Source organism: Rhizobium sp. CF122 (assembly GCF_000282035.1).
Taxonomy (GTDB): Bacteria; Pseudomonadota; Alphaproteobacteria; order Rhizobiales; family Rhizobiaceae; genus Rhizobium.
In genome coordinates, this window is sequence record NZ_AKKA01000023.1 from 1 (window position 1) to 26,415 (window position 26,415).

Annotated in this window: 27 protein-coding genes; 13 read left to right on the forward strand and 14 right to left on the reverse strand. The window is 61.3% G+C overall.

The genetic code is table 11. From position 1 onward, the window contains the following. Both PMI09_RS05545 and PMI09_RS05550 read right to left on the reverse strand, forming a co-directional pair. Window positions 1-784 (reverse strand): alpha-E domain-containing protein (locus tag PMI09_RS05545; protein ID WP_007789745.1); only part of this gene is annotated, 784 nt, incomplete at its 3' end. Further along, on the reverse strand, window positions 784-2,193 hold the full coding sequence (locus tag PMI09_RS05550; RefSeq protein ID WP_007789746.1) for a circularly permuted type 2 ATP-grasp protein: 1,410 nt from the start codon (window positions 2,191-2,193) through the stop codon (window positions 784-786). The genes PMI09_RS05550 and PMI09_RS05545, both read right to left, overlap by 1 nt. A 355-nt stretch (window positions 2,194-2,548) precedes the next feature. Between PMI09_RS05550 and PMI09_RS05555 the strand changes: the two genes are divergently transcribed. Then, window positions 2,549-3,451 (forward strand): DMT family transporter, encoded by a 903-nt coding sequence (locus tag PMI09_RS05555; protein ID WP_007789748.1) that lies wholly within the window; start codon window positions 2,549-2,551, stop codon window positions 3,449-3,451. Between the two features lie 48 nt (window positions 3,452-3,499). Here PMI09_RS05555 and PMI09_RS05560 read toward each other — a convergent pair whose 3' ends face one another. Together PMI09_RS05560 and PMI09_RS30075 are read right to left on the reverse strand one after the other, a co-directional pair. Continuing rightward, window positions 3,500-5,209 carry a DEAD/DEAH box helicase gene (locus PMI09_RS05560; protein ID WP_007789749.1) on the reverse strand — a complete coding sequence of 570 codons (1,710 nt, stop codon included), beginning with the start codon at window positions 5,207-5,209 and terminating at the stop codon, window positions 3,500-3,502. 335 nt (window positions 5,210-5,544) lie between these two features. Beyond that, window positions 5,545-5,955 (reverse strand): hypothetical protein, encoded by a 411-nt coding sequence (locus tag PMI09_RS30075; RefSeq protein ID WP_007789751.1) that lies wholly within the window; start codon window positions 5,953-5,955, stop codon window positions 5,545-5,547. A 258-nt stretch (window positions 5,956-6,213) separates the two neighbouring features. On the opposite strand from PMI09_RS30075, the gene PMI09_RS05565 reads away from it, so the two are divergent. Then, complete coding sequence (locus PMI09_RS05565) at window positions 6,214-9,054, forward strand: response regulator (RefSeq protein ID WP_007789753.1); 2,841 nt, start codon at window positions 6,214-6,216, stop codon at window positions 9,052-9,054. Here the strand turns inward: PMI09_RS05565 and mnmD are convergent. Next, window positions 9,051-9,767, reverse strand: a complete 717-nt coding sequence (gene mnmD, locus PMI09_RS05570) for a tRNA (5-methylaminomethyl-2-thiouridine)(34)-methyltransferase MnmD (protein WP_037082015.1) — start codon at window positions 9,765-9,767, stop codon at window positions 9,051-9,053. The genes PMI09_RS05565 and mnmD overlap by 4 nt on opposite strands. Between mnmD and PMI09_RS05575 the strand changes: the two genes are divergently transcribed. The 9 genes from PMI09_RS05575 to PMI09_RS05615 all read left to right on the forward strand — a co-directional run bounded on the left by PMI09_RS05575 (window position 9,766) and on the right by PMI09_RS05615 (window position 15,601). Then, window positions 9,766-10,944, forward strand: coding sequence for an NAD(P)/FAD-dependent oxidoreductase (locus PMI09_RS05575; protein ID WP_007789757.1), 1,179 nt, complete (start codon window positions 9,766-9,768; stop codon window positions 10,942-10,944). The genes mnmD and PMI09_RS05575 overlap by 2 nt on opposite strands. Window positions 10,945-11,056: 112 nt before the next feature. Then, window positions 11,057-11,779: a DUF1045 domain-containing protein gene (locus PMI09_RS05580; protein ID WP_007789759.1), complete on the forward strand. Its 723-nt coding sequence runs from the start codon at window positions 11,057-11,059 to the stop codon at window positions 11,777-11,779. A gap of 98 nt (window positions 11,780-11,877) precedes the next feature. Next, window positions 11,878-12,801, forward strand: a complete 924-nt coding sequence (gene puuE, locus PMI09_RS05585) for an allantoinase PuuE (protein ID WP_007789761.1) — start codon at window positions 11,878-11,880, stop codon at window positions 12,799-12,801. Continuing rightward, the gene (gene uraD, locus PMI09_RS05590) at window positions 12,801-13,298 is read left to right on the forward strand and encodes a 2-oxo-4-hydroxy-4-carboxy-5-ureidoimidazoline decarboxylase (RefSeq protein ID WP_007789763.1); all 498 of its coding nucleotides are present in this window, start codon (window positions 12,801-12,803) and stop codon (window positions 13,296-13,298) included. The genes puuE and uraD overlap by 1 nt, the downstream gene beginning before the upstream one ends. Before the next feature lie 51 nt (window positions 13,299-13,349). Further along, the gene (locus PMI09_RS05595; RefSeq protein WP_007789765.1) at window positions 13,350-13,640 is read left to right on the forward strand and encodes a nucleotidyltransferase family protein; all 291 of its coding nucleotides are present in this window, start codon (window positions 13,350-13,352) and stop codon (window positions 13,638-13,640) included. Then, a complete protein-coding gene (locus tag PMI09_RS05600) occupies window positions 13,637-13,999 on the forward strand; it encodes a HepT-like ribonuclease domain-containing protein (protein WP_007789767.1) in 363 nt (120 codons plus the stop codon). The genes PMI09_RS05595 and PMI09_RS05600 overlap by 4 nt, the downstream gene beginning before the upstream one ends. Window positions 14,000-14,003: 4 nt before the next feature. Further along, complete coding sequence (locus tag PMI09_RS05605) at window positions 14,004-14,504, forward strand: ureidoglycolate lyase (RefSeq protein WP_007789768.1); 501 nt, start codon at window positions 14,004-14,006, stop codon at window positions 14,502-14,504. Then, entirely contained in the window at window positions 14,501-14,857 is a 357-nt protein-coding gene (gene uraH / locus PMI09_RS05610) for a hydroxyisourate hydrolase (RefSeq protein WP_007789769.1), read from the forward strand. Before PMI09_RS05605 ends, uraH begins: the two co-directional genes overlap by 4 nt. 3 nt (window positions 14,858-14,860) lie before the next feature. Further along, a complete protein-coding gene (locus tag PMI09_RS05615; protein ID WP_007789770.1) occupies window positions 14,861-15,601 on the forward strand; it encodes a metallophosphoesterase family protein in 741 nt (246 codons plus the stop codon). A gap of 8 nt (window positions 15,602-15,609) precedes the next feature. On the opposite strand, the gene PMI09_RS05620 is transcribed toward PMI09_RS05615, so the two are convergent. Together PMI09_RS05620 and PMI09_RS05625 are read right to left on the reverse strand one after the other, a co-directional pair. Beyond that, window positions 15,610-16,752 carry an alpha-hydroxy acid oxidase gene (locus tag PMI09_RS05620; protein WP_007789771.1) on the reverse strand — a complete coding sequence of 381 codons (1,143 nt, stop codon included), beginning with the start codon at window positions 16,750-16,752 and terminating at the stop codon, window positions 15,610-15,612. A 76-nt stretch (window positions 16,753-16,828) separates the two neighbouring features. Then, window positions 16,829-17,797 carry a quinone oxidoreductase family protein gene (locus PMI09_RS05625; protein ID WP_007789772.1) on the reverse strand — a complete coding sequence of 323 codons (969 nt, stop codon included), beginning with the start codon at window positions 17,795-17,797 and terminating at the stop codon, window positions 16,829-16,831. Window positions 17,798-17,894: 97 nt separating this feature from the next. On the opposite strand from PMI09_RS05625, the gene PMI09_RS05630 reads away from it, so the two are divergent. After that, complete coding sequence (locus tag PMI09_RS05630; protein WP_007789773.1) at window positions 17,895-18,746, forward strand: LysR family transcriptional regulator; 852 nt, start codon at window positions 17,895-17,897, stop codon at window positions 18,744-18,746. A gap of 12 nt (window positions 18,747-18,758) precedes the next feature. Here PMI09_RS05630 and PMI09_RS05635 read toward each other — a convergent pair whose 3' ends face one another. From PMI09_RS05635 to PMI09_RS05650, 4 genes are read right to left on the reverse strand one after another with little or no spacing between them, the layout of a single operon-like run. Then, on the reverse strand, window positions 18,759-19,436 hold the full coding sequence (locus PMI09_RS05635) for a dihydrofolate reductase family protein (RefSeq protein ID WP_007789774.1): 678 nt from the start codon (window positions 19,434-19,436) through the stop codon (window positions 18,759-18,761). Between the two features lie 57 nt (window positions 19,437-19,493). Then, a complete protein-coding gene (locus tag PMI09_RS05640; RefSeq protein WP_007789777.1) occupies window positions 19,494-20,207 on the reverse strand; it encodes an SDR family oxidoreductase in 714 nt (237 codons plus the stop codon). A 31-nt stretch (window positions 20,208-20,238) separates the two neighbouring features. Next, window positions 20,239-21,228, reverse strand: coding sequence for an aldo/keto reductase (locus tag PMI09_RS05645; protein ID WP_007789779.1), 990 nt, complete (start codon window positions 21,226-21,228; stop codon window positions 20,239-20,241). A gap of 13 nt (window positions 21,229-21,241) precedes the next feature. Continuing rightward, window positions 21,242-21,637: a (R)-mandelonitrile lyase gene (locus PMI09_RS05650; RefSeq protein WP_007789781.1), complete on the reverse strand. Its 396-nt coding sequence runs from the start codon at window positions 21,635-21,637 to the stop codon at window positions 21,242-21,244. A 123-nt stretch (window positions 21,638-21,760) separates the two neighbouring features. Here PMI09_RS05650 and PMI09_RS05655 point away from each other — a divergent pair, with 123 nt between their 5' ends. Beyond that, on the forward strand, window positions 21,761-22,654 hold the full coding sequence (locus PMI09_RS05655; RefSeq protein ID WP_007789783.1) for a LysR family transcriptional regulator: 894 nt from the start codon (window positions 21,761-21,763) through the stop codon (window positions 22,652-22,654). A gap of 50 nt (window positions 22,655-22,704) precedes the next feature. On the opposite strand, the gene guaD is transcribed toward PMI09_RS05655, so the two are convergent. Genes guaD through puuD form a run of 3 tightly spaced genes read right to left on the reverse strand, consistent with a single transcriptional unit; the run spans window position 22,705 to window position 25,714 of the window. Beyond that, complete coding sequence (gene guaD / locus PMI09_RS05660) at window positions 22,705-24,012, reverse strand: guanine deaminase (RefSeq protein WP_007789785.1); 1,308 nt, start codon at window positions 24,010-24,012, stop codon at window positions 22,705-22,707. Between the two features lie 41 nt (window positions 24,013-24,053). After that, window positions 24,054-24,479, reverse strand: a complete 426-nt coding sequence (locus PMI09_RS05665; RefSeq protein ID WP_037082019.1) for a COG3650 family protein — start codon at window positions 24,477-24,479, stop codon at window positions 24,054-24,056. Next, window positions 24,476-25,714, reverse strand: a complete 1,239-nt coding sequence (puuD, locus tag PMI09_RS05670) for a urate hydroxylase PuuD (RefSeq protein WP_007789789.1) — start codon at window positions 25,712-25,714, stop codon at window positions 24,476-24,478. The genes PMI09_RS05665 and puuD overlap by 4 nt, the downstream gene beginning before the upstream one ends. Between the last annotated feature and the right edge of the window lie 701 nt (window positions 25,715-26,415).

Genomic DNA, 26,415 nt, shown 5'->3' on the forward strand with positions numbered 1-26,415 from the left:
GCAGCCGCTCGCCGTAATCCTTGGCGAGGTAGCCGAGTTCGCCGACGATCTTCTCGTAACAGTAGGCGAGCGAGCGCGGCATCTGGCCGTTGAGGATCAGGAAGTCGGCGATATTCATCGCGCGATACTCGCCGTCATAGGCCCAACTATAGGAGCGGTGGGCGGAGACGGAACGCAGGATCGACTCCCATTGGATGTTGTCGATCGACGTGCCGACGGCGGAGACCGCGGGCAGGAGCACATAGTACTTCACGTCGAGAATACGGCTCGTATTGTCAGCGCGCTCGATGAAGGTGCCGATGCGTGCGAAGTTGTAAAGTTCGTTTCTGAGCATGGAACCATGGAAGGCTCCACGGATCAGCCCTGCGCGATGCTTGATGGCATCGATCGCCTCAGGCAGTTCCGCCGCTTTCAGCCGCTTGGAGAGCAGAGCCTTGAGCTCGATCCAGAACTCGTTGGTCGCTTCCCAGGTTTCGCGGGTCAGCGCCGTGCGCACCATGCGGGCGTTGTTCCGTCCGTAGTCGACGCAGGACATGACGCTCGAAGGGTTGGAGCGGTCGCGCAGCAGGTAGTCGATCGCATCGGCGCTCGTCAGCTTGCTGTGGCCTTCGTCAAAGGTCTCGCGCACTCCCGCACTTTGCAGGACGCCATCCCAATCGTCGTCCCCGGTTCCGCTTCGCGTCAGCGACATGCGCAGGCCGGCGTCGATAAGGCGCGCGATGTTTTCGGCGCGCTCAATGTAACGGAACATCCAGTAGAGTCCGTTTGCGGTTCTTCCGAGCATCAGTCCTCCAATACCCAGGTATCTTTTGTGCCGCCGCCCTGGCTGGAATTGACCACCAATGAACCCTGCTTCAGGGCTACACGGGTCAGGCCGCCGGGGATGATCTGCACCTTGTCGGAGACGAGAACATAGGGGCGCAGGTCCACATGGCGCGGCGCAATTCCCTTGTTGACGAGGATCGGCACGGTCGAAAGTGAAAGCGTCGGCTGTGCGATGTAGTTGGCGGGCTTCGCCGTCAACTTCTCGCCAAAGTCGGCGCGTTCCTTCTTCGAAGCTGTCGGGCCGACCAGCATGCCATAACCGCCTGAACCATGTACCTCCTTGACGACGAGCTCTTCGAGATGCTCGAGGACATATTTGAGGCTTTGCGGCTCGGAACAGCGCCAGGTCGGCACGTTTTCCAGGATCGGCTTGCGCCCGGTGTAGAACTCTACGATCTCGGGCATATAGGAATAGATCGCCTTGTCATCCGATATGCCGGTTCCCGGCGCATTGGCGATGGTGATGTTACCCGAGCGGTAGACATCCATGATCCCCGGGATGCCGAGCGCGGAATCCGGACGGAAGGTGAGGGGATCGAGGAAGTCGTCGTCAACGCGGCGGTAGAGCACGTCGATCGCTTCGTAGCCGCGGGTCGTGCGCATCTTCACCTTGCCATCGATGACGCGCAAATCCGAGCCTTCGACAAGCTCGACGCCCATCGTGTCTGCGAGGAACGAATGCTCGTAGTAGGCGGAATTGTAGATGCCGGGGGTGAGCACGGCGACGCGCGGCTTGCCCTTGCAGCCCGGAGGCGCAAGCGACGCCAGGCTCTGGCGCAGCAGGTAGGGATAGTCCTCGACCGGCCTGACCTTATTGGCGTGGAACAGCTCCGGGAACATCTGCATCATCGTTTCCCGGTTTTCCAGCATGTAGCTGACACCGGACGGCGTGCGGGCGTTGTCCTCCAGCACATAGAACTCATCCTCGCCGGTGCGCACGATATCGGTGCCGACGATGTGGGTGTAGACGCCTCCCGGCGGCCGGAAGCCGATCATCTCGGGCAGGAAGGCGTCGTTTCTCTCGATCAGTTCGCGCGGAATGCGCCCGGCACGGATGATTTCCTGCTTGTGGTAGATGTCATCGAGAAAGGCGTTGAGTGCGATCACCCGCTGTTCGATGCCCTGCGCGAGCTTGCGCCATTCGCGGCCGGAAATGATGCGGGGGATGATGTCGAACGGGATGAGCTTTTCGGAAGAGTCTGCGTGTCCGTAAACCGCGAAGGTAATGCCGGTCTTTCGGAAGATGTTTTCGGCGTCCCGGCTCTTGGCAATCAGATGCGTTCGATCTTGGTTATTGTACCACTCAAAATATTTTTCATACGGCTGACGAGGACTTTCGTCCCCGGTGATCATTTCATCAAATGCCAAAGGTGTGGCTCCCCTTTTTTGTTCATTTGAATACAACGCAATAAGCAATGCAAGAACCATGCACAGTTGGAGGGCGAGATTCGTAAAATCCTCCCAAATGGCCAAAAGAGCCGAAAAACTGGGCATTCATCAAAATCTGGCATGGCCGTTGCCGTCTTCAATCCCTGGTGGCCGCTCAAAATGTAGGCACCCGATTATTTTCAGATCGGCATTCGATTCATTTTCGGGCGAGGCGGCAGAGCGACCGATCGCGCCACCCATCAACGAAACTGCAGGTAAGCATCAACGCTTCGACTTTGACGGAGAGGCTGTTGGTCGGTTATCTGCGGCACTCTCCGTGCCCCAGGATCCATCCATGTCGCTCGATCGCATTGCACCCGCCATTTTCGTTCTTCTCTGGTCGACCGGCTGGGTCGTGGCGAAATACGCCGCCATTCATTCGGAGCCCTTCACCTTCCTCGCGGTGCGTTATGGATTGTCGGCGTTGGCGTTTTTCAGCCTTTGTCTCGCAATGCGCGCGGCGTGGCCGGGCAGGGTGGTTGCTTTCAAGGCGGTCTACTCCGGTGTGTTCCTGCATGGCTTCTATCTTGCCGGCCTGTGGTGGGCGATCGCGAATGGCGTGCCGGCGGGGATATCAGGGATCATTGCCGCCTTGCAGCCGCTGTTGACGGCCATGGCTGCGCCACTCCTCGTCGGCGAGCGCTTGCAGGGCACCCAGAGGCTGGGCCTGCTGCTTGGCTTCCTCGGCATCGCCATCGCGATATCGCCGAAGCTCTTCGATCCGGCGACGGCCGATCTGGCGCATGCCGCCGTACCGCTGGCGATCAACCTCATCGCCATGTGTTCCGTCACTTACGGAACACTCTATCAAAAGAAGCATCTGCAGACGGGCAACCTTTTGCCCATCGCCACGCTGCAATATGTCGGCGCGCTGATCGTCACGGTACCGCTGGTGCTTACTTTCGAGCGCATGCATTTCGATGGATCGGCGCAGGCCATTGCGGCGCTTGTCTGGTCGGTGTTCGGATTGTCGATGGGCGGTGTCGGACTGTTGCTCTACCTCATCCGCCGCGGCCAGGTCTCACGGGCGGCTTCGCTCATCTATCTGATGCCGCCGACGGTGGCGCTTGAAGCCTTCGTCGCCTTCGGCGAGCCGTTGACGCTGCCCCTGATCCTCGGCACCATCGTGGTTGTGACCGGCGTCTATCTGACCAATCGGCAGGTGACCGAATCTCGGCTGCGTGAGCAGCTGCAATGAAAAACGGCGGGGTTTGCCCCGCCGCCGATCATCTTTAAACTTTGAAAACTAGGCGCGTTCGCGACGCTGGCCATTGCCGCCGCGCGGCGGGCCGCCGCGACGATTGCCGCCATTGCCTTCGCGACGTTCGCCGCGCTCGCCGCCGTGGGCCTGAGCGCCGCGCTCGCCGCCGCCGTGGGCCTGAGCGCTGCGATCTTCGCCGTGCTTGCGGGCCGGGCGGCCGTGAGCATTGCGGGCGCCGCCGGGGTGGTGGCGGTTGGCGTCGGCGTGGCCGTGGTTGCCATGCTGCGGGCGCTGCGGCTTACGGGCCGGACGGAAGTCCGACGTTGTGGCCAGATCATTGTCCGGACCGACGGCAGGCGTGGGCTCGCCACGGCGCTGGCCGCGGAAGTCCTCGTTGCGGGCGGTCTGGCGCTCCGGACGCGGACGACGCTCGCGGCGCTCCTCGTTGTTGGCGCGTACTTCGTCACCGGCTTCAGGGCGCGGACGACGCTCCGGGCGGCTGCCTGCACGGTGGCCTTCGCCACGGCCTTCGCCGCCACGACGCTCACCGCCACGCCCCTCGCCACCGCGACCTTGGCCACGGTTGCCGCCATTGCCGCGGCGTGGAGCCGCGTTCATGTTGGCCGGGGCTTCTCCGCTGGCAACCGTGATGCCGATGTTCATCAGACGTTCGATATCGCGCAGCAGGCGGGTTTCATCAGGTGCGCAGAAGGCGATCGCAACGCCGTCGCGGCCGGCGCGGGCCGTACGGCCGATGCGGTGGACGTAGGCGTCCGGAACTTCCGGCAGGTCGTAGTTGTAGACGTGGCTGACGGCCGGGATGTCGATGCCGCGGGCGGCAACGTCGGTCGCGATCAGCGTCTTGATGTCGCCGTCGCGGAAGGCCTTGAGGGCGCGTTCGCGTTGGCCCTGGCTCTTGTTGCCGTGGATGGAGGCGACGGAATAGCCGACGTGATCAAGATGCTTCATCAGCTTCTCCGCACCATGCTTGGTGCGCAGGAAGACGATGGCGCGGCCATCCGGGTTTTCGGTGAGAGACTTCTTCAGGAGGTCCGTCTTGTCGTTCTTGCCGTTGACGAAGTGGACATACTGCTCGACCTTGTCGGCAGCCTTGCCAGGAGGGGTCACTTCGACGGTGACCGGATTCGTCAGGTATTCGCCGGCGAGATCGGCGATCGACTTCGGCATCGTCGCAGAAAACAGCATCGTCTGACGCTTCTTCGGCACCATCTTGGCGATCTTGCGCAGGTCGTGGACGAAGCCGAGGTCGAGCATCTGGTCGGCTTCGTCGAGAACGAGGTAGCGCACGGCTGTCAGGCCGATGGCGCGACGGTTGACGAGGTCGAGCAGGCGGCCCGGGGTGGCGACGAGGATGTCGGTGCCCTTTTCAAGCTGCAGCTGCTGCTTGTTGATCGATACGCCGCCGACGACGACGTTGATACGCAGGTGCGACTTGCGCAGGAAGTTCTTCAGGTTGGTGGCGATCTGGTTCACCAGTTCGCGGGTCGGCGCCAGGATCAGCGTCCGGGTGGTGCGGTTGTCGGGGCGGCGTTCTTCGGGGATGAGCTTTTCGATGAGCGGCAGGCCGAAGGCGGCCGTCTTGCCGGTGCCGGTCTGGGCGAGGCCGATGAGGTCACGGCCTTCGAGGAGAAGCGGGATCGCCTTTTCCTGAATGGGGGTCGGCGTTTCAATGCCGAGCTGGAAAAGAGTGGCGACGATCGGCTTGGAAACACCAAGCGATTCAAAATTGGTCAAGTCATAACCTTTTTAGGGCGCGCCAAAATAATATCGCCGGAACGCAGAGTGCGGCCCGGTGTCATTCTGGCGTCAAGCACCCCGCGTGAAGTGGGAACTTGTCTTGTTGGAAAAAGCTTTCCAGCGCTTCCGCCGCGTCTTGGGATGCGGCCTGTATGAAATGCGCTTTTGTCCTTCTTCCTGCATCCTATTTGCTGGCAGGAGCACGCTCACGCGGCGGCCGGAAGGTGAAAGCTGGCCTGCATTTGGTCTAGTTCGGGCCAAAAGTCAAGAGCAGCCAGCTCAAGGAGCGGCTGTGCGCGAAGGCCCTGTGACGCTTCAGACCAGCTCAGTCCTCAGTAGCATACCCTTGCACGGTAAGCCTCGCCCCATCCATTGCGCTGCCATTGAACATAACAACGGGGTGCGTAGTAGTCGCGGCGGTAGTACGGTCTGTAGTAGCTTCGATAGGTCGGATATGGCCGATAGTAAGATCCGTAATAGGGCCGGTAATAGGGCCGATAGTAGGAGCCGTAGTAGGGCCGATACACCGATCCGTAGTAAGGCCGATAGTATGGCCGCGGATAGTAGCCGTAGTTGGGGTAGGGACGTACAGCCTGCGACAGTAGGATGCCACCGACAGCCCCAGCCGCGACGCCGCCCCAGAAGTCGCTGTTAGCATTCGCGGGCGTTGCCGGGAGGAAGGTTGTCCCAGTCAGGGTCAATGCCATTAAGCCCGCCGCCATGCTTTTACGAAGTACGGACATGGTCGTCTCCTTTCGTTGACGAAGCTTGTTCTTGAAGCCGTCAGGAGAAGCCGTTCGGGTTTACGGGCCAGCTGAACGAGTTCATTTTAGAAACGACTGAAACTATACCACAGTTCCCGGATGTTTACTGCTTGTGATCATACAGCGCCGGCCAACACGCAAATTGCTCATGCCCTCAAGAATCATGGTTAAAGCCTTGTTAAAGCGGCGCGGCTATAGTCGTTCGACGAACAAACTTTTCCTGACCGAGGACTGATTTTGACACCGAACGGGGACCTTCTCGAACTGGCCTGCCGCCGGATCGCAGATCTGGATCGCCCCGCCTATGTCAAGAACAGCGAGCTTCGCTACGTCGCCGTCAACGGGGCCTATGCGTCCTTCTTTGGAAAGGAGATCTCCGATTTTATCGGCCGCCGGAGCCGAGAACTGATCGATACGCCGGAAGAGGAGACCCGCGAGGACAAGGAGCGGCGCGCTCTCGTCTTTGCAAGCGAGGAAAGCGCCGCTTGCTTCGGTTCCCGTGGTGCCGAGCACGAGCGGGTGCGCATTGAGAGCTTCTCGCCCTCCGCAGACCGTGTCTACGTGCTCGGCATCTTCGAGAAGAGGGCGCCACGCCGCAGTGACGATCGGCCTTCGGCGTCGGATTTGGCCCACAGCCAAGCGCTGACGGAGGATCTTCAAAACATCCTCCACGCTCTTCCCGTCGGTGTCATGATCCTCGACGACAAGCGCAACGTTCTCTACGCCAATGACGAGTTTTACGATGTCTGGGAACTGCCGCGTGACAACCGCTTTGACGGCTGGGCCTTCATCGACGTAATCCGTTACAATCACGAGCTCGGGCGTTACGGCGCCAAAGTGACGCCGGAGCAGATCTTTGCTCGGCGGGAGGCGCATTTCCACGTGGCGGAGAGGGGACAGCAGCCGGTGGAGCTCGGCTGGGTCGGCGGTAAGCGCGTGCTTTTCGATGGCCGAAGTCTCTCCAATGGCCGGGTTCTGCTTTCCTATGCTGATGTGACCGCAGTCCGTGAGCGCGAAAAGGAAGTCCACGAGACGCGGGCGGCGCTCGAGCATCTGGGCGATCTGATGCACGACGCAACGCGCGCGATGTCCCAGGGCCTCCTGATCGTTCAGGACGGGATCATCCTGCTCGCCAGCGACCCGCTCAGCGACATCCTCGCCATTCCGCCCGAATACCTCGCGGTCGGCCGGGGGTGGATCGATCTCTTCCGGTTCTGCGCTGAACGGGGGGATTTTCACGGCCAGGAAGATGAAATCCTGACGAGTTGGCGAGACAACATCGCGGCCAAGAAACCGATCTCGACGCCATTTCATGTCGCTGGAGAGCGTTGGGTCAACCTGGACGCTACCATCAGCGAGCGGCAGCATTGGATTGCGTTGTTCACCGACGTCACCGAAGCGAAGGAGCGCGAGGCCGAGCTCGAGCGGCTGCTGTCACGGGCGGAAGCCGCTGACCGCGTCAAGTCGGAGTTCCTGGCGAACATGAGCCATGAGATCCGGACACCGATGAATGGCGTCCTCGGCATGGCTGAGCTGTTGGCAAAGACCGATCTCGATACGCGCCAGAAGACCTTCATCGATATCATCGTCAAATCAGGCAATGCGCTGGTGACGATCATCAACGACATTCTCGACTTCTCGAAGATCGATGCCGGACAGATGACACTCAGGCGCACGACGTTCGATCTGGTTGACGCGATTGAGGATGTTGCGACCCTCTTGTCTTCATCTGCGGCCGAAAAGAATATTGACTTGCTTGTGCGCACGGCGCCTGATTTGCCGTCGGCGGTGATCGGCGACGCGGGACGCTTCCGGCAGATCATCACCAATCTCATCGGCAATGCCGTAAAGTTCACGGAGCGCGGTCACGTCCTTGTGGACGTTGGCTTCACGCCGGGCGCGCAAGATGAGATCATGGCGAGCATCCGGGTCGAAGATACCGGCATTGGTATTCCGGGCGACAAGCTCGAGTCCATTTTCGACAAGTTCTCGCAGATCGATACATCCTCCACGCGTCGCCACGAAGGAACGGGCCTTGGCCTTGCCATCACGACAGGGCTGGTTGACCTGTTCGGCGGTTACCTCGAGGTGGACAGTCAGCCGGGGGAAGGCTCGGTCTTTACCGTGAACCTGCCTTTCGTCGTGGCCGCGGCGCGGTTGGCGCCAAAGCCGCTGCCCGTCAACGTGAGGGGCGCGCGTGTTCTCATTGTCGACGACAACGCGGTCAACCGGCAGATACTGACTGAGCAATTGGCTGTTTGGGGCTTCGATGGAGCGGCCGCCGGGGATGGACTGGAGGCCGTTGCGATCCTCGAGGCGGCGGACGAGCTTGGCATCGGGATCGATGCGGTTGTGCTCGACTACCAGATGCCCGGCATGAACGGCGCCGAGATCGCGCGAAAACTGCGTGCGGACTGCCGGTTCGAGCGCTTACCAATCATCTTCTTGACGTCGATGGACATTTCAGGGACGGAGAAGGACTTCGCGGCGCTTAATGGCCAAGCCTATCTCATGAAGCCGGCGCGGGCCAACGTGCTGAGGAACACAATCGTCGACGTCGTGCGTACCAGTCGCACGAAACAGATCGCCACGGCGGTCAACATACTCCCCAATGTTCAGGAAACAGCACCGTCGCTGCTTCCCAAAGTTGAGTCTTCCGAAAGAATGCCGGCGGGGTTCATTGATGTGCTGGTCGCCGAGGACAACGAGGTCAACCAGATCGTCTTCAAGCAGATCCTGCAGGAAACCGGCGTCAGCTTTCTCGTCGTCAGCAACGGCCAGGAGGCGGTGGAGGCGTGGGACCGCTACACCCCGCGCATCATCATGATGGATGTCTCGATGCCCGTGATGAACGGCCATGATGCGACGCGTGCAATACGCGATCGCGAGCGCGGACAAGGCCACCGGGTGCCAATCATCGGCGTGACGGCGCATGCGCTGGATGTCGACCGTGATCTCTGCCTGGAGGCCGGCATGGATGACTATATGTCGAAACCGATCAGCCCGGAACTGCTTGAAGAAAAGCTGGGGCTATGGCTGGGCAGAAGTGAGCAGCGGGCGGACCGCTCGGCCAGCTAGGATTTGATGCCACAAAGCATCTCACGTTTTCCCGCAAAACCGCTGCGGCGCTCCACAACAAAGCCAGCGGCAATCAGATTGCGCCTGACGAAGCCCGCCGCCGCATATGTCGCGAAGGTCCCGTTAGGCTTCGTCTTCTCGCGGACGAGGCGCATCAATTCCGCAGACCACATGTCGGCATTGCGCGACGGAGCAAAGCCGTCGAGATACCAGGCATCGAAGCCCGCCTCAGCGGCGGCAACACCTTCGAGTGCGCGGCCGCAGACGACGCTGAGGGATGTCTGGTCATCGAGCCTCAGGGATACGGTTCCCTGCGGCGTTTCCGGCCAGGCTGCCGTCAGGGCTTGCCGTTCGGAATCGATCTCTGTCCAATGAGAAAGTGCACGGTCGATTTCCCGGCGCTGCATCGGATAGAGCTCGAACGACATGAAGTGCAGTTGCTGGCCGATGCGCCGATTGAGCTTCCACTGTCGCCATGTTTCGGCAAAGTTCAGGCCGGTGCCGAAGCCGAGTTCGCCGATCAGGAAGTCGCTCTGCTCCTGCCAACGTTGCGGCAAACCGTTGCCAGCCAGAAAGACATGCCCGCATTCCAACCTGCCATCGCTCTGGCAATAAAAATGATCGCCAAAGGCCGGTGAATAGGGCATATCGCCGTCGCGCCACTCCAACGGCCCATGTGCGCCAGCGATTTTTTCAGGATCTGTATCTGTCATGCCCAAAGCCGATAGTCCGGCCTTGTCTTCCGGTCAATCATCGACCGCCCTATTGATCGTCGGCGGTGGGATCATGGGGCTGTGGGCGGCAGTTCACGCCGAAAGGCTGGGTATCGATGCAGTGCTCGTCGATGCCGGTCGGCTTGGCCACGGTGCGAGCGGCGGCCTGCTCGGCGCGCTGATGCCCCATATGCCGGACAAGTGGAACGCCAAGAAGCAATTTCAGTTCGATGCGCTGGTTTCGCTGGAAGCGGAGATTGCCGCGTTGGAACAGCAGACGGGCCTTTCCGCCTGCTATCGCCGCTCTGGGCGCCTTATCCCGCTGCCGAAGCCGCATTTGCGTGAGATCGCCTTTGGTCATTCCCGCGATGCCGAAGATAGCTGGATCGCGGGCGAGCGGCGTTTCCACTGGCACGTCCTCGACAGGCCTCCCCAGGAGAATTGGCTTGACGCAGCGGCCGGCGAAAGCGGCTTCGTGCACGATACGCTTGCGGCAAGGGTTGCCCCCCGATCGCTGACTGCAGTACTGGCCGCATCGACGCGCGACGCACGGCATGTGCGGGTTGCCGAATACGTTTCGGTCGATGATATCGATTTTGAGCGCAAGGTTGCGAAAACGACCGCAGGTAACATTGCGTTCGGCCGCTGCATCGTCGCAGCCGGTCACGAATCCTTTCCCTTGCTGGGGCGTTACACCGCCGGCCTTGCGCGGCCGCTCGGCCAGCCCGTCAAAGGGCAGGCGGCGTTGTTGAAAGCCGATGTCGACCCATCCTTGCCGACCATCTTCCGTGACGGGCTCTATATCGTTGCACACGAGGGCGGCCACGTCGCCGTCGGCAGCACCAGCGAGAATCGTTTCGACGAGCCGTTCTCGACCGATGGACAGCTCGACGCACTGCTTGAGGCAGCCGGACAGCTGGTGCCGCTATTGAAGAGTGCGCCTGTGCTTGAACGGTGGGCCGGTTTGCGGCCGAAGGCAATCGACCGTGATCCGATGATTGGCGTGCACCCTGACTACGACGGCCTGATCGCATTGACCGGTGGCTTCAAGGTCAGCTTCGGCTTGGCGCACCGTCTAGCGGCGGCAGCTGTCCACTTAGCCGCCGGTCTTCAGCCGCCCTTTGCGCTGCCCGAAAATTTCCTGCTTGCCAATCACATCCGCGTGGCTTCACGCTAAACGTGAATTAGCATTTCCTGCCTTTCGTCAATTTGTCACGCAAATCACCTATCTGCTAGCGCAATCGCGGCGCCGACGGAGGGCTGCGCCGTTTGTCTACGGAGGAAATTTGATGCGCTACGCCATTTGCTTTACGCCCGCTGCGAGCGACCCGCTCTCGCATGTGGCCGCAAATTGGTTGGGTCGGAACGTGTTTTCCGGCGATATGGTCGAGCCGATTGCGATACGCGGCCTGAGCATTCACGAGATCGCCTTCCATACGGCGATGCCACGCCGCTACGGGTTTCACGGTGTCCTGAAGGCGCCCTTCCGCCTGGCCGCCGATGTGACGGAGGCGCAACTTCTGCGTGATCTCATGCGCTTCTGCGGCACGCTGACGCCGTTTCACATCAATCGGCTGGAGGTGGCCCGGCTCGGTGGATTCTACAGCCTTGTGCCGTCGCTGCCTTGCGAACACGTCCACTATCTTGCCAATGCCGTTGTTCAGGAGTTCGACCGATTCCGCGCGCCGTTAAGCGAGGCGGAAATCGAGCGCACCGATCCGGGCGGTCTGTCGGCGGCGCAGTTCGCCAATCTGCACCGCTGGGGAAGCCCCTATGTGATGGACGAATTTCGCTTCCACATGCCGCTGACCGGACCGGTCAGCCATTGTGACATGCCACGAGTCGAGCACGCGCTACGCGACGTCTTCGAGCCCGTGCTTGCCGATTCCGTGAAGGTTGCGAATGTCGCGCTGATGATCGAAGAGGGAAATGGCGGACCGTTTCGCGTGCATTCGCTGCATCCGATGGGCAAAGTCAGCGCCCGGAAAGATCGCGTCCCCGCGCTAGCCTAGGAGTTGTGCCACAACGGCAAAACTCTGTTGCGTACTTTCCGTCTCGACATTCCGTCTCCGGGTGTTACCGTTTCGCCGACTTTCAGGAAGGTGATTTCATGGTATCCGAGACTTATCCGCGCAATCTGATCGGTTATGGACGCAATACGCCCGATCCGAAGTGGCCGGGCGACGCGCGCGTGGCCGTCCAGTTCGTCATCAACTACGAGGAGGGCGGCGAGAGTTGCATTCTCGATGGCGATCCGGCCTCCGAGAACCTGCTGTCGGAAATTGTCGGTGCTGCAGCCTGGCCGAGCCAGCGCAACCTCAACATGGAATCGATCTACGAGTATGGTTCGCGCGCCGGCTTCTGGCGCTTGTGGCGTATGTTCACCGAGCTCAACGTTCAGGCCACCGTTTATGGCGTGACGCTGGCCATGGCGCGCAACCCGGAAGCGGTCGCGGCCATGAAAGAGGCCGGCTGGGAGATCGCCAGCCATGGCTACCGCTGGCTGGAATACAAGGACTTCCAGGAGGACGTCGAGCGCAAGCACATTCAGGAAGCCGTGCGCTTGCACACGGAACTGACTGGCGAGCGCCCTTACGGCATGTATCAGGGCAAGCCCTCAGACAACACGCTGCGCCTCGTCATGGAGGAGGGCGGTTTCCTTTATTCCTCGGATTCCTATGCCGACGACCTGCCGTTCTGGGTGAAGGGTATCGACGACAATCCGTTCCTGATCATCCCCTATACGCTCGAGACCAACGACATGCGTTTCGCCACACCGCAGGGCTTCAACTCGGGCGATCAGTTCTTCACCTACCTCAAGGATGCCTTCGATACGCTCTATGAAGAGGGCAAGGCGGGCAGCCCGAAGATGATGTCTGTCGGCCTCCATTGCCGCCTCGTCGGTCGTCCGGGCCGCGCGGCGGCGCTGAAGCGGTTCATCGAGTATGTGCTGAAGCACGACAAGGTGTGGGTGCCACGGCGTCTCGAGATCGCCCAGCATTGGCACACCCACCACAAGGCTGAGGCGATCTGATGCTGTCGCGTGACGAGTTCGTATCGCGTTACGGCGGCGTTTTCGAACATTCGCCGTTCATTGCCGAGCGCGCTTATGACGACGGTTTCGTCGGAGACGAGTTGACGGTGGACCGGGTGCATACGGCGCTCGTCGCCATCTTCCGAGCGGCGAGCCCGGAGGAGCGGCTGGGTGTGCTGCGCGCCCATCCGGATCTTGCAGGACGCCTCGCGATAGCAGGTGAGCTCACCGACGACAGCAAGAAGGAGCAGGCAGGCGCCGGGCTCGACCGACTAAGTGCGGAGGAACATGCCCGTTTCACCGAGCTCAACACGGCCTATGTCGAGAAATTCGGCTTTCCCTTCATCATTGCCGTCAAGGGCTTGAACAAGGGCGACATTCTGGCGGCCTTCGAAAAGCGCATCGGCAACACCCGCGACGAAGAGTTCGACACGGCCACGGCTCAGGTCGAGCGCATCGCGTTGCTGCGACTGGAAACGATGCTGCCGGCGCGTTGAAACAAGCGTCTCCGACTTTTCTCTTTCGCATCCGTGACTTATAGTTGCGCCATGAAGCCGTCAGAAGTGCTGGAGAAGAACAGGCAGGCGATCCGCGAAGCGACGAAGCGCTTCAACGCGGCGAATCCGCGTGCCTTCGGTTCCGTGGCGCGAGGGGAAGATCGGCCGGACAGCGATCTGGACATTCTGGTGGATACCTTGCCAGGCACTACCTTGTTCGATCTCGGAGGGTTGCTTGAGGAGTTGAAAGAGACGCTTGGTATCGAGGTCGATCTTGTAACGCCCGGTGGCCTGCCGGAGAAAATACGCGAACGCATTCTTTCGGAAGCGGTCGTTGTATGAGCGTCGAGCGGCTGGTGGAGTACATTGATCGTATGCAGCAGGCCGCTGAACAAGCACGCGCGCTAACCGAAGGTTTGACCAAAGAAACCTTTCTGGCGGACCTTAGAACCCAGCTGGCTGTCACAATGTCCCTGGTCCTTTTGGGCGAGGCAGCGGCTCGCATCGGCACGAACCACCCTGATTTCCTTCGCGATCATCCGGAACTCCCCTGGTCAAAAATAAAGGGAATGCGGGATCTGATTGTGCACGACTACTATCGTGCAGATCTTTCGGCGATTTGGGGTACGGTGCGAAGCGATCTGGCGGATCTTATCTCGCAGCTTCAAGCGATACGCCATTGGCGCATCCAAGGCGAATAGTGAAATGTCTCAATTACTCGATATTCTTCCCCTCACCAAATCCGCCTTCGCGCCCTTCGGCGACGTTATCGCACCAGATCCGGCAACGATGCGCTATATCAACAACGGCACGACCGAGCGTTTTCATGCGCTGGCCACCGCCGAAGCGGCAGGCGAGGGTGCGCGTGTCATCATCAACCTTTTTCGCGGCCGGCCCAGGGCCTTTCCCTATGAAATCGGCATGATGGAGCGGCATCCGTTCGGCAGCCAGAGCTTTTCGCCGATCTCTGGGCGGCCTTACCTTGTCGTCGTCTCCGAGGACGAGGGGGGAAGGCCCGGCCGTCCTTGCGTATTCCTCGCGCGCGGCGATCAGGGCGTGAACTATCGTCGCAACGTCTGGCATCATCCCCTGATGTCGCTCGGTGCCGTCAGTGATTTCCTCGTCGTCGACCGCGAGGGACCTGGCAACAATCTAGAAGAATACGTCTTCGACACGCCCTTCATCATCAGCGAGCCCAGCCTATGACCGGACTGACCACGCATGTTCTCGACACCGCTTCCGGCAAGCCAGCCGAAGGGCTGCGGATCGATCTTTTCCACCTGGAAGGAGACGTCCGCCGGCACATCAAGACGGTCAGCACCAATTCCGACGGCCGTGTCGATGGGGGGCCGATCCTGATCGGCGACAGCTTCAAGGCGGGAACCTACGAACTGCTCTTCCATGCCGGCGATTATCTGCGTGCAAAAGGTATTGCTTTGCCGCATCCGGCTTTTCTGGATCTCGTGCCCATCCGCTTCGGCATCGCCGACGTGACCGCGCATTATCATGTGCCGCTATTGATCTCGCCCTACGGCTATTCGACCTATCGCGGCAGCTAGACCATGTGTTTTGCGGCGATTGCGGACATTCATGGCAACCATCTGGCGCTCGAGGCTGTATTGGCCGACATTGCGGCGCAGGGCATCACCGATATCGTCAATCTCGGCGACTGCTTCAGCGGTCCGCTGACCGCAGGACGAACCGCGGAACTGCTGCGGGCGCAGGACATGCTGACAGTCCGCGGCAATCACGATCGCTACCTGATCGAACAGCCGCGGGACGCCATGCATGCTTCGGATGCGGCCGCTTTCGATCAGCTGACAGTGGATGACCTGCAATGGTTGCGCAGCCTGCCGACGAGTGAGGTCTATCGTGACGAAGTCTATCTCTGCCACGCGACGCCGGCGGACGACAGCACCTATTGGCTCGAGTCCGTGTCTACGGAAGGCGACGTCTTCCTGAAGCCGCTTGCGGAGATCGAAGCGCTGGCCAAGGGCGCGGATCTCCCGCTGATCCTCTGCGGCCACAGCCATATCCCGCGCGTGGTTCGCCTCAGCGACAACAGGCTGATCGTCAATCCCGGCAGCGTCGGCTGCCCCGCCTACGACGACGACGTGCCGCGCTACCACAAGGTCGAGACCGGCCATCCGCTCGCGTCCTATTGCATCCTCGAGAAGGGACAGGCTGGCTGGCTTCCGGCTTTCCGCACTGTCGCCTACGACCACATGGCTATGTCGCGCCTCGCAAAAGAAAACGCCCGCCTGGATTGGGCAGGCGCGCTTGCGACGGGCTGGATGCCGTAGCTCTGTCTTTACTGACGGCCGAGCAGGATCGACGCGTTGACGTCGTTGATGTCGCGCTTGCCGCAGAGCGCCATGGTGACATCCATTTCCTTGCGCAGAATGTTGAGGGCAAGCGTCACGCCCTCCTTACCCATGGCACCGAGGCCGTAGAGGAAGGGGCGGCCGATATAGGTGCCCTTGGCGCCGAGGGCGATTGCCTTCAGCACGTCCTGTCCCGAGCGAATGCCGCCGTCCAGATGCACCTCGATCTTGTGGCCGACGGCATTGACGATCGGCTCCAGCATGCTGATCGAGGAGGGGGCGCCGTCGAGCTGGCGACCGCCATGGTTGGAGACGATGATGGCGTCGGCGCCCGTTTCGGCTGCCGCCTTGGCGTCCTCGACGTCGCAGATGCCCTTGATGATCAGCGGGCCGCCCCATTGTTCCTTGATCCAGGCGACGTCGGCCCAAGAAAGCTGCGGGTCGAACTGCTCGGCGGTCCAGGAGGAGAGCGAGGAGAGATCGGAAACGTTCTTGGCGTGGCCGACGATGTTGCCGAAAGTGCGGCGCTTGGTCTGCAGCATGTCCAGGCACCAGAAGGGGCGCGTCGCCATCTGCCAGATGTGTTTCGGCGTGAACTTCGGTGGTGCGGAAAGGCCGTTGCGCAGGTCCTTGTGGCGCTGGCCGAGGATCTGTAGGTCGGCGGTCAGCACGAGGGCAGAGCACTTTGCCGCCTTCGCACGATTGATCAGGTTGAGCACGAAGTCCTTGTCGCGCATCACGTAGAGCTGAAACCAGAAGGGCTTAGTCGTAACCGAAGCGACATCTTCGATCGAGCAGATGCTCATCGTCGACAGCGTGAAGGGAACGCCGAATTCCTCGGCGGCACGGGCCGCCAGCATTTCACCGTCGGCGTGCTGCATGCCGGTCATGCCGGTCGGCGCAAGCGCCACCGGCATCGCCACCTTCTGGCCGATCATCGTCGTCTCCAGCGTCCGGTTCGTCATGTCGACGAGCACGCGCTGGCGCAGCTTGATCTTGGCAAAATCGCTCTCGTTCGCCTGGTAGGTCGACTCCGTCCAGGCACCGGAATCCGCATAGTCGAAAAACATCTTCGGGACGCGGCGCTGGGCGAGGCTTTTCAGGTCGGCGATCGTGAGAGGCGTGGCCATGGATAAGACTTTCACATCTGAATAATGCCATGGCCCTTAACATGATTTCCGAGGCTTTGTGTATCTCTTTCGTCGCCTATGGAACAAGAATCAGGCTGCCTGCGGCACGCCCTTCTTCGAGGAATTGCTGGGCTTCTGCTGCCTCCTCCAGAGCGTATTTGCGGGCGATCGTTGCGGTGATGCCGGAGGCCAGCATTTTGACCACTGCTTCGGCTGCGCTCAGATAGTCCGCAGTATCCGTGATGTAGGCCATGATGCTTGGATGCGTCAGCCATTTCCCGGGGCGAAGCTCGTCGACCGAGACAGGCGGGATCGGCCCGCCGGCCTGCCCAATCGTTGCGACGACCCCGAAGGGACGGACGGATTGGATGGATTTTACGAGCATGCCGGCGCCGATGCCGTCATAGGCAACATCGACCCCGCGATTGCCGGTCAGCGCCTTCGCGGTGGCGACGACATCCGCGTCGCGGCCGACGATCACGTGATCGGCGCCATAGCCACGGGCGAGATCAGCCTTTTCCTCCGAGCTTACGGTTGCGATCACCGTTGCGCCGAGGTGCTTGGCCCATCGCACGAGAATACTTCCAAGCCCGCCGGCGGCGGCATGGACAAGCACGGTGGTTCCCGGCTTGACGCGGTAGGTCTTCGTCAACAGCATATAGGCCGTCAGTCCCTTCAGCATGGATGCGGCTGCGACGTTCGAAGGCACGCTATCGGGCAGGCGAACGGCGCGGGCTGCCGGCAAGAGCCGTGTTGCGGCATAGGCGCCGACAGGCGCGCCGGCATAGGTGATGCGATCGCCGGGCTCTAGATCCGTGACTAGGCTCCCAACAGCCTCCACGGTGCCGGCGCCTTCGACGCCGAGCACGGCGGGATAGGCCGGCAAAGCGTAGAGCCCGCGCCGGTGGTAGATATCGAGGAAATTCATCCCGATCGCGTTGTGGCGTATCCGGATCTCGGTTGCGCCGGGTTCTTGCGGCGCTTGTTCCGAAACCTGCAATTGCTCGATGCCACCCGGCGCGAGAAGTGTAACGACCTTGTCCATGAAAAGTGCACTCCGATTGCTGTTGCAGTCAGCATCGCGCATGGCATAATGATCGAAAATTCCCTATTATTTATCATTGAATGGGAAAAAATGAACAATGATCGATTGGGAAAGCCTTCGCTACTTTGCGGCTTTGGCTCGCGCCGGAACCTTGCTTGGGGCCGCTCGCGCCCTTGGAGTGGAGCATGCGACGGTTGCCCGCCGGGTTGCCGGGCTCGAGGAACAGATGGGTGTGAAGCTGGTGGATCGGCGTGGCCGCCGCATCGTGCTGACGCCGGAGGGTGAGCGGATCGCGGGAATGGCGGAGCGTATGGGGCAGGAGGCGCTTGCCATCGAACGGCTAGGGCTTGCGGCCGGCGCAACGCTTGCCGGCGAGGTCCGGATCAGCGCGCCACCGACACTCGCCGCCGCAATGATGCCGGCAACGCTTGTTGCTTTGCGAGGCCGCCACCCCGATATCGGCATCACTATCGTTGGCGAGACGCGCTACGCCTCGCTCGACAGGCGGGAGGCGGACATTGCGGTTCGCATGACGAAGCCGGAGCAGGGCAACTTCGTCATCAGCAAGCTTGGAGATGTCGCCTTCGGCTTTTATGCCACGGCTACCTATCTGGCGGCGACGCCGAAGGAGCAGAGAACCTTCATCGCCTATGACGAAACGATGGCGAGCGCGCCGCAATCGATGCGGCTTGCCGAGGCGACTGAGGGGAGGAAGGTGACGCTCAGGGCAACGACGCTGGAATTCCAGCTGGCGGCGGCGCGCGCCGGCGGCGGCATCGCCATGCTGCCGAATTTCATGCTGGCCGAGCTTGACGACTTGGTCGAGGCGATCCCTCAGCGGCAGCCGCTGACGCGTGAACTCTGGCTGGTCGTGCATGCCGACATCCGTAATGTGCCGATCATCCGGGTTGTCATGGACGCGCTGAAGTCGATTGCGTGGTCGAAATAGCGGCCGCCAGCATTATCGTGGACGATAGCGCAGGTAGACGACGTCGCCTTGGAGTTGCTCGACCGAAACAAGCTGCAGGCTCGTTACCGGCACGGCGGCGCGGTCGAAGGTCATCGGCATGTTCACGCTGCCGTCGGCAACAGGCAGGATCAGCAGGCTGATCTCGTCGATGAGCCCTGCGGACAGGAAGCTGCCGTTGATACCGCCACCGCCTTCGAGCAAGAGCCGGTCAATGCCGAAGTCGGCACGGATGCGTTCGAGCGCCAGAGCAAGATCGATCTCATGCCGACCGGCAAAGAGATAGGAGATACCGTCGCGGCGCAGTTCCGCCAGATGGTTGTCCGGCACCGTCTCCGGCAGGATCATCACGATCGGATCGCCGTCGATCGTGTCGATGTTCATATGCAGCCTGGCACCCTGATCGACGGCAATGGCGTAGGGACCTTTTCCAGCCCCTGGTGCTTTCCAGGTCGTGCGAGGGAAAACCTCGCCAGCTTCAACAGGGCGGGGATCGCCTTCCGCGAATTCGGCCATGGTCACGCGTCCGACGATCCAGGCATCACCTCTCATCTGCTGGTGCAGGCGTTCATAGATCGCTGTGAAGGCGGCAGTCATCTCCTTCGGCCATTGCGACGTCACGATCCGGCCGTCGATGCTCGATCCCATATGCAGGATGACGTAAGGCTTCACGTGGTCCTCCGATCCCGGTAGGTGGCGAAAGGCGGCCGGAGCCGGTCGCCCTCGATGTCAATATTCCTGCTTTGTCGGCCTGAACAGGATTTCGTTCACGTCGACGTCCTCCGGCTGGCTCATTGCGAAGGCCACCATGCTTGCGAAGGAATCGGCGGGGACCGCCATCTCGTAGACTTTGCGCACACGCTCGGCGACGTCCGGCTCGGTGATACTATCGGGCAGCTCGGTCGCAACTGCGCCCGGCGAGATGATCGTGGTGCGGATGTTGTAGGGCTTCACCTCCTGCCGAAGCCCTTCGGAGATGACGCGCACGCCGTGCTTGGTCGCGGCATAAACGGCGCCACCCGGATTGACCTTGTGCCCGGCCACCGACGAGACGTTGATGATATGGCCGCTCTTCTGCTCCTTCATGTAGGGCAGCGCCGCGGCAATGCCGTAGAGCACGCCTTTCAGGTTGACGTCGATCGTGCGATCCCAATCCTCGTGCGGCATCAGGCCGGCGTTGTTGATGATGACATCGATGCGGCCGTGCAGCCGAACGGCATGATCGACCAGGTGCTTGACCTGATCGACCTGCGTTACGTCTGTCTCGACGACGACATCCGCGCCGAGGTCGAGTTCATCCGCGATCGCCTTCAGCCGGTCGAGACGCCGGGCGCCGAGAACGAGCTTGGCTCCGTCTCGAGCCAGGCGTCTGGCGGCAGCTTCGCCAAGGCCGCTGCTTGCACCCGTGATCACGACGACCTTATCCTTGATACCGTCAGTCATGGCAGATCCTTTCCGTCCGCTTCGCCGCCGCTCAGCGGTCGACTCTCGCCTGCAGATGCGCCGGGTAGCGGTCGCCCTCGACCTTTATGTCGGCGAGTGCGGTCTCGATGGCAGCGAGATCGTCGCTTGCTAGTTGTACCGCGGCGGCGCCGATATTCTCGTCCAAGCGGTGCATCTTCGTCGTGCCGGGGATCGGAACGATCCAGGGCTTGCGGGCCAGCAGCCAGGCAAGAGCGATCTGCGCCGGCGTCGCGTCCTTCTGGCGCGCGAGCTCGCTGAGCCGATCGACGAGCGCCTGGTTGGCCGTGCGGGCCTCGGCGGAGAAGCGCGGCACGACGTTACGGAAGTCCTTGCTGTCGAAGGTCGTCGCCTCGTTGATCGCGCCGGTCAGGAAACCTTTCCCGAGCGGGCTGAACGGAACGAAGCCGATGCCGAGCTCCTCGAGCGTCGGCAGGATTTCCTGTTCCGGCTCGCGCCACCACAGCGAATATTCGCTCTGAAGGGCGGCGACGGGCTGCACCGCATGCGCGCGGCGGATCGTCCTGGCGCCCGCCTCGGAGAGGCCGAAATGCTTGACCTTGCCTTCGCGGATCAGATCCTTGACCGTGCCGGCGACGTCCTCGATCGGCACGTCGGGATCGACGCGGTGCTGATAGAAGAGATCGATCACGTCGGTGTTGAGCCGCTTCAGCGCCGCATCAGCAACCTGCCTGATATGAGCAGGCCGGCTATTCATGCCGCTCTGGCCGCCGTCGGGGCCGAAGTTGAAGCCGAACTTGGTCGCGATGACGACCTTGTCGCGGAAAGGCGCCAGCGCCTCGCCGAGCAGGCTCTCGTTCTTGTAGGGGCCGTAGGCTTCTGCTGTGTCGAAGAAAGTGACGCCGCGTTCGAAGGCGGCGCGGATCAGTTTGATCGCATCCTTGGTGTCCGTTGCCGGGCCGTAGCCATAGCTCAAACCCATGCATCCGAGGCCGATGGCGGATACTTCGAGGCCGCTGTTTCCGAGTGTGCGCTTCTGCATGGAATTCCCTTTCCTAGCCCCGGTATTGTTCGTCGGTGACCTTTTCCATCCAGTCGACCACCTTGCCGTCGAGGGCTTCGGCGATCGCGATGTGGGTCATGGCTGTCGTTGCGGATGCTCCGTGCCAGTGCTTCTCGCCCGGCTCGAACCAGATGATGTCGCCGGCGCGGATCTCTTCCACTGCTCCGCCTTCGCGCTGCGCGCGACCGCTGCCGGACAGGACGATGAGCGTCTGACCGAGCGGATGGGTGTGCCAGGCAGTCCGCGCGCCCGGCTCGAAGGTTACCGTCGCACCGCTGACCTGCGCCGGTATTGTTCCCTGGAACGGCGCATCGATACGGACCGTTCCGGTGAAATAGTCCGCCGGTCCCTTCGCGGATGGATCGGAGCCGTTTCGCTTGATTTTCATCTCTCATCCTTTCGTGAGTTCAGGAGGGTGGTGCTCGGCTGACGTTCGGAGGAAGATCTAGTGCGAATGCTTTCCTGCGATTAGATGGTATAAATGGCATAAGCCTATGAGTGAGATTCATGAATGACGCGGCAATCGATCAACGACCTCATTGCCTTTCTGGCCGTGGCGCGGGAGAGAAGTTTCACCAAGGCTGCGGCCAAGCTCGGCGTGTCGCAATCCGCGCTCAGCCATACGATCCGCGGCCTTGAAACACGCCTCGGCCTGCGGTTGCTGACGCGCACGACACGCAGCGTGTCGCCGACAGAGGCCGGTGAGCGCCTGCTGAGCTCGATCGGGCCGCGTTTCGACGAGATCGAGAGCGAGCTGGCCGCGCTCAGCGAATTTCGCGAGAAACCGGCAGGTACGATCCGCATCACGGCGGGAGAGCACGCCGCTGACGCCATCCTCTGGCCGGCGCTGGAAAAGCTGCTGCCGCATTATCCCGACATCAATGTCGAGATCATCGTCGATTACGGGCTGACCGACATTGTCGCCGAGCGTTGCGACGCAGGCGTTCGGCTCGGCGAGCAAGTGGCGAAGGACATGATCGCGGTGCGTATCGGGCCTGACATGCGGATGGCCGTCGTGGGAGCGCCTGCCTATTTCGAGCGGCGGCCGAAGCCAAAGACGCCGGCCGATCTCACCGACCACAACTGCATCAATCTACGCCTGCCGACCTACGGCGGGGTTTATGGCTGGGAATTCGAGAAGGACGGGCGCGAAGTGAAGGTACGCGTGGAGGGGCAACTGGTGTTCAACAATGCCCAGCTGCGGTTGAATGCTGCGCTTTCAGGACTTGGCCTGGCCTTTGTGCCAGAAGCACTGGTGCGACAGCCTCTGTCCGATGGACGGCTTGTCCGCGTGCTTGAGGATTGGTGTGCGCCTTTCCCCGGATACCACCTCTATTATCCGAGCCGCCGGCAAACGTCGCCGGCTTTCGCCCTGCTCGTAAACGCGCTTCGCTACCGGGCGTGAGACGTGCTACGTCGGCCCGCCGTCTGCGGGCGGCCTGTCGCCGCGGAACCTCAGATCGCACTCTTGGCCGCAACGCCCGCCACGTAAGTCTCGACGATCGCGCGGTCGTCGCCCATGGTTTGCAGCAGGAACAGTTCTTCCGGCAGCGTCTTCACGACCTCCATCTTCAGCGCCATGGCAGGCGTTGCGGCGGCGTTGAGGACAACGATATCGGCGTCCGAGCCGACATCAAGCGTACCGATCCGATCGGCGAGCGAGAGCGACCGGGCGTTGCCGAGCGTCATGTGGTAGTAGCTTTCCAGTGGGTTCAGGCGCTCGCCAAGCAGCTGCTGGATCTTGTAGGCCTCGTCCATCGTGCGCAGCATGGAATAGCTTGAGCCGCCGCCGATATCGGTGGCGACGCCGATGCGTACCGGTTTTTCGCGGCGGGCGAGCGCCTTCAGCGGGAACAGGCCGGAGCCGAGGAAGAGGTTCGAGGTCGGGCAATGGACCGCGACCGAGCCTGCCTCGCTCATTGCATCCGCCTCGCGATCCGAGAGATGGATGCAGTGGCCGAAGAGCGTCTTGTCGCCGAGCAGGCCGTAGCGTGCGTAAATATCGGTGTAGTCGATCGCCTCGGGATAAAGCTCGCAGGTGAATTTGATTTCGTCGTGGTTTTCCGACAGATGCGTCTGGATGTGCAGGTCGGGAAATTCGCGGGCAAGCGCCTGCGTGGCCTCCATCTGCGCCGGCGTCGAGGTAATCGCGAAGCGCGGGGTGATCGCGACGTGGTTGCGACCCTTGCGGTGCCATTGCGCGATAATCTGGCGGGTTTCGTCGTAGCCCATCTGAGGCGTATCGAGCAGGCCCTGCGGGGCGTTGCGGTCCATCATCACCTTGCCGCCGACCATGCGCATGTTGCGCCTCAACGCCTCAGCGAAGAAGGCATCGGCTGAGGTCTTGTGGACGGAACAATAGGCGACCGCCGTCGTCGTCCCGTGACGCACGAGCTCGTCGTAGAAATGCGTGGCGATACGTGCGGCATGGGCGCTTTCGACGAAGCGGCATTCCTCCGGGAAGGTATAGGTATTCAGCCATTCCAGCAGGTTTGCAGCATAAGAGGCGATCACCTGCATTTGCGGGAAATGCAGGTGCATGTCGATGAAGCCCGGCATGATCAGATGCGGACGATGATCGACGGTCACGGCATTAGCGGGGGCTTGCGCGCTCACCGTGTCATAGGCGCCGCAGGCGACGATCAGACCGTCCTTGATCAAGAGGGCACCGTCGCTTTCGTAGAAGTAGCTTCCGCTATCGCCAAGGTCTTGCGGGGCACGCAGGAAGGAGAGGAGGCGGCCGCGGAGAAGGGTGTGTGTCATGGCTTTCTGCCTCTCGATTGTCTTGTTGCGCGGCTTTCGCGTCAGGGCGCCGGCTGGGCGGCGATGGACGCCGGCGTGGCGGCGCAGCCGTACATGGTCTTGTCTGCGAACACCAGAACCGCGTTCATCGCGTAGTGGCGATCGGACATGCCGTCTGAGCAATCCCCTTTGGTCAGCGTCAGCTTGAACGGTGTCGGTCCATCGGCGACTGTCCACGTGGCACGATCGTTCTCGATGACTGGACCAGGGTTGGCGCTCTTGACGTCCTCGACGCCCGGACGGCTGAACGTGAGACCGTCGGCACGGATTTTGATCGCCCAGAAGGGTTCGGTACCAAGCGCGTTGAGGTCACCGGCGAAATCGCCTGCTGTCGGGCTGCTTGCCGTCGCCGTTGCATCCGCACCGCTCTGGCCGCAACCGGTCAGAGCGGAGGCGAGGAGCATGACGCGAAGGGCGGCTGACATCATTCCTGCTTGCCTTCGACTGCGCTTTCGAACCAGGCGACGAGCAGCTTGCGCTCGTCCGGGGTGATATCGGTCACGTTGCCGGGCGGCATGGCGTGGCTGCGGCCCGCCTGTATATAGATCTCCCGGGCGTGAGCGGCAATTTCCGCATCGGTTTCGAGGATGACGTTGTTCGGCGGACGGGCCAGTCCTTCATAGACCGGTTCGGCGGCATGGCACATGGAACAGCGCGTACCGACGAGCTGCTTGACCGCGGGGAAATGTGCATCGCCAGCGAATTGCTGGAAAGCGGGAGCGACGGCCTGCGCATCCTTCTCTCCGGTCAGCACCTTTGGCACGGTCGACAGCCACATGATCAGGATGAAAAGGATGACGGTGACGATCCAGGTCCAGGTCGGCCGTCCCTTGCGCGCATGCGTCGTGTTGAACCAATGACGGATGGTGACGCCCATCAGGAAGACGAGGGCGGCGATCACCCAGTTGTAGGCGGTGCCGAAGGCCAGAGGATAGTGGTTCGACAGCATGAAGAAGATGACGGGCAGCGTCAGGTAGTTGTTGTGGAGCGAGCGCTGCTTGGCAATCGCGCCATACTTCGCATCGGGCGTGCGCCCGGCAATCAGGTCGGCAACGACGATCTTCTGGTTCGGGATGATGATCATGAAGACGTTGGCCGACATGATCGTTGCCGTGAAGGCGCCTAGATGCAGGAAGGCGGCGCGGCCGGTGAAGAGCTGCGTATAGCCCCAGCCCATGAAGACGATCACGGCGTAGAGCACGACCATCAGGCCCCAGGTGTTCTTGCCGAGCGGCGACTTGCACAGCCGGTCGTAAACGATCCAGCCGACGGCCAACGAGGCGAGCGAGATCAGGATCGCCACCGGCGCGCTGATGTCGAGCACATGGCGGTCGATGAGGAAGAGGTCGGCGCCGCCGTAGTAGACGATGCAGAGCATCAGGAAGCCGGAGAGCCAGGTGAAATAGCTTTCGTACTTGAACCAAGTCAGGTGCTCGGGCATCTGTGCGGGTGCCACGAGATACTTCTGGATATGATAGAAGCCGCCGCCATGGACCTGCCATTCCTCGCCATAGGCGCCGGGCGGCAAATGCGGCCGCTTCACCAGGCCGAGGTCGAGTGCAATGAAATAAAAGGACGAGCCGATCCAGGCAATCGCGGTGATGACGTGGAACCAGCGGGCGGCAAAGGCCAGCCATTCCCACGCGATGGCATATTCATACATTGAGTTCCCCTGTTCTTCCTCCGACTCGTCACATTGCAGAAAGTCGTGCCAGGAGGAAAGGGGATTGGCGATCACTCGGAGCTAATGCCGGGAATAACGCAACGCCGATCGTGGTAACGAACTTTTGAAAAGCCCCACGGGGCAGCCTCGCATTCCCGAAGTTCAGAACCTATGGGTGAAGCCAGCCCTGTTCTTTTGATTTCATTCTCGGCCAGAGATCAAGGCGGCTTTGCCTTGTCCGAAGCATGGGAGCCGGTGATCGACAGGACGGCGCAGCTGCCTTCGCGCCCCTGTAACCGATTGCCTCGAGCCTCGCATTTGTCTTGTCTCGTCCTTCAAACGAAGAACGAAACTTAATCCCGATACGGCTGCAATACACAAACCATATCAATGCCCCTTTCGAGGCTGCTGGTCTTGCGTGTATCGCCACGCAATCAGATTCTCTGCCCGAAGTTGATGTTCCCTGGCATGCAGCAAGGGCGGCGTAAAAACACCACGCACTAAGCCAACATATCGACGTTTTTTCATCGGATGCTCTCCCGTGCTGGAGATGTCCGCCGGTTGCGGAGACGGCTTGCCAACGGTCGATTGGTGAGCGCCGCGAATGGTGAAACGCCTTTGAAAATGCGGTCCGTCGACGCCGCCCTGCAGCCTGCAAAGTGGCTTGAAATGTAACGGTTCGATTACAGTTTCATTTTGAG

Excerpts from the sequence above, each read along its gene's own strand:
- puuD (WP_007789789.1), bottom strand. The coding sequence starts at position 25,714 with ATGTATGAATATGCCATCGCGTGGGAATGGCTGGCCTTTGCCGCCCGC.
- PMI09_RS05580 (WP_007789759.1), top strand. The coding sequence starts at position 11,057 with ATGCGCTACGCCATTTGCTTTACGCCCGCTGCGAGCGACCCGCTCTCG.
- PMI09_RS05595 (WP_007789765.1), top strand. The coding sequence starts at position 13,350 with ATGAAGCCGTCAGAAGTGCTGGAGAAGAACAGGCAGGCGATCCGCGAA.
- PMI09_RS05630 (WP_007789773.1), top strand. The coding sequence starts at position 17,895 with ATGATCGATTGGGAAAGCCTTCGCTACTTTGCGGCTTTGGCTCGCGCC.
- PMI09_RS05575 (WP_007789757.1), top strand. The coding sequence starts at position 9,766 with ATGCCCAAAGCCGATAGTCCGGCCTTGTCTTCCGGTCAATCATCGACC.
- uraD (WP_007789763.1), top strand. The coding sequence starts at position 12,801 with ATGCTGTCGCGTGACGAGTTCGTATCGCGTTACGGCGGCGTTTTCGAA.
- PMI09_RS05645 (WP_007789779.1), bottom strand. The coding sequence starts at position 21,228 with ATGCAGAAGCGCACACTCGGAAACAGCGGCCTCGAAGTATCCGCCATC.
- PMI09_RS05615 (WP_007789770.1), top strand. The coding sequence starts at position 14,861 with ATGTGTTTTGCGGCGATTGCGGACATTCATGGCAACCATCTGGCGCTC.
- PMI09_RS05555 (WP_007789748.1), top strand. The coding sequence starts at position 2,549 with ATGTCGCTCGATCGCATTGCACCCGCCATTTTCGTTCTTCTCTGGTCG.
- PMI09_RS05655 (WP_007789783.1), top strand. The coding sequence starts at position 21,761 with ATGACGCGGCAATCGATCAACGACCTCATTGCCTTTCTGGCCGTGGCG.
- PMI09_RS05665 (WP_037082019.1), bottom strand. The coding sequence starts at position 24,479 with ATGATGTCAGCCGCCCTTCGCGTCATGCTCCTCGCCTCCGCTCTGACC.
- PMI09_RS05605 (WP_007789768.1), top strand. The coding sequence starts at position 14,004 with ATGTCTCAATTACTCGATATTCTTCCCCTCACCAAATCCGCCTTCGCG.
- puuE (WP_007789761.1), top strand. The coding sequence starts at position 11,878 with ATGGTATCCGAGACTTATCCGCGCAATCTGATCGGTTATGGACGCAAT.
- PMI09_RS30075 (WP_007789751.1), bottom strand. The coding sequence starts at position 5,955 with ATGTCCGTACTTCGTAAAAGCATGGCGGCGGGCTTAATGGCATTGACC.
- PMI09_RS05625 (WP_007789772.1), bottom strand. The coding sequence starts at position 17,797 with ATGGACAAGGTCGTTACACTTCTCGCGCCGGGTGGCATCGAGCAATTG.
- PMI09_RS05600 (WP_007789767.1), top strand. The coding sequence starts at position 13,637 with ATGAGCGTCGAGCGGCTGGTGGAGTACATTGATCGTATGCAGCAGGCC.
- guaD (WP_007789785.1), bottom strand. The coding sequence starts at position 24,012 with ATGACACACACCCTTCTCCGCGGCCGCCTCCTCTCCTTCCTGCGTGCC.
- PMI09_RS05650 (WP_007789781.1), bottom strand. The coding sequence starts at position 21,637 with ATGAAAATCAAGCGAAACGGCTCCGATCCATCCGCGAAGGGACCGGCG.
- uraH (WP_007789769.1), top strand. The coding sequence starts at position 14,501 with ATGACCGGACTGACCACGCATGTTCTCGACACCGCTTCCGGCAAGCCA.
- PMI09_RS05640 (WP_007789777.1), bottom strand. The coding sequence starts at position 20,207 with ATGACTGACGGTATCAAGGATAAGGTCGTCGTGATCACGGGTGCAAGC.
- mnmD (WP_037082015.1), bottom strand. The coding sequence starts at position 9,767 with ATGACAGATACAGATCCTGAAAAAATCGCTGGCGCACATGGGCCGTTG.
- PMI09_RS05620 (WP_007789771.1), bottom strand. The coding sequence starts at position 16,752 with ATGGCCACGCCTCTCACGATCGCCGACCTGAAAAGCCTCGCCCAGCGC.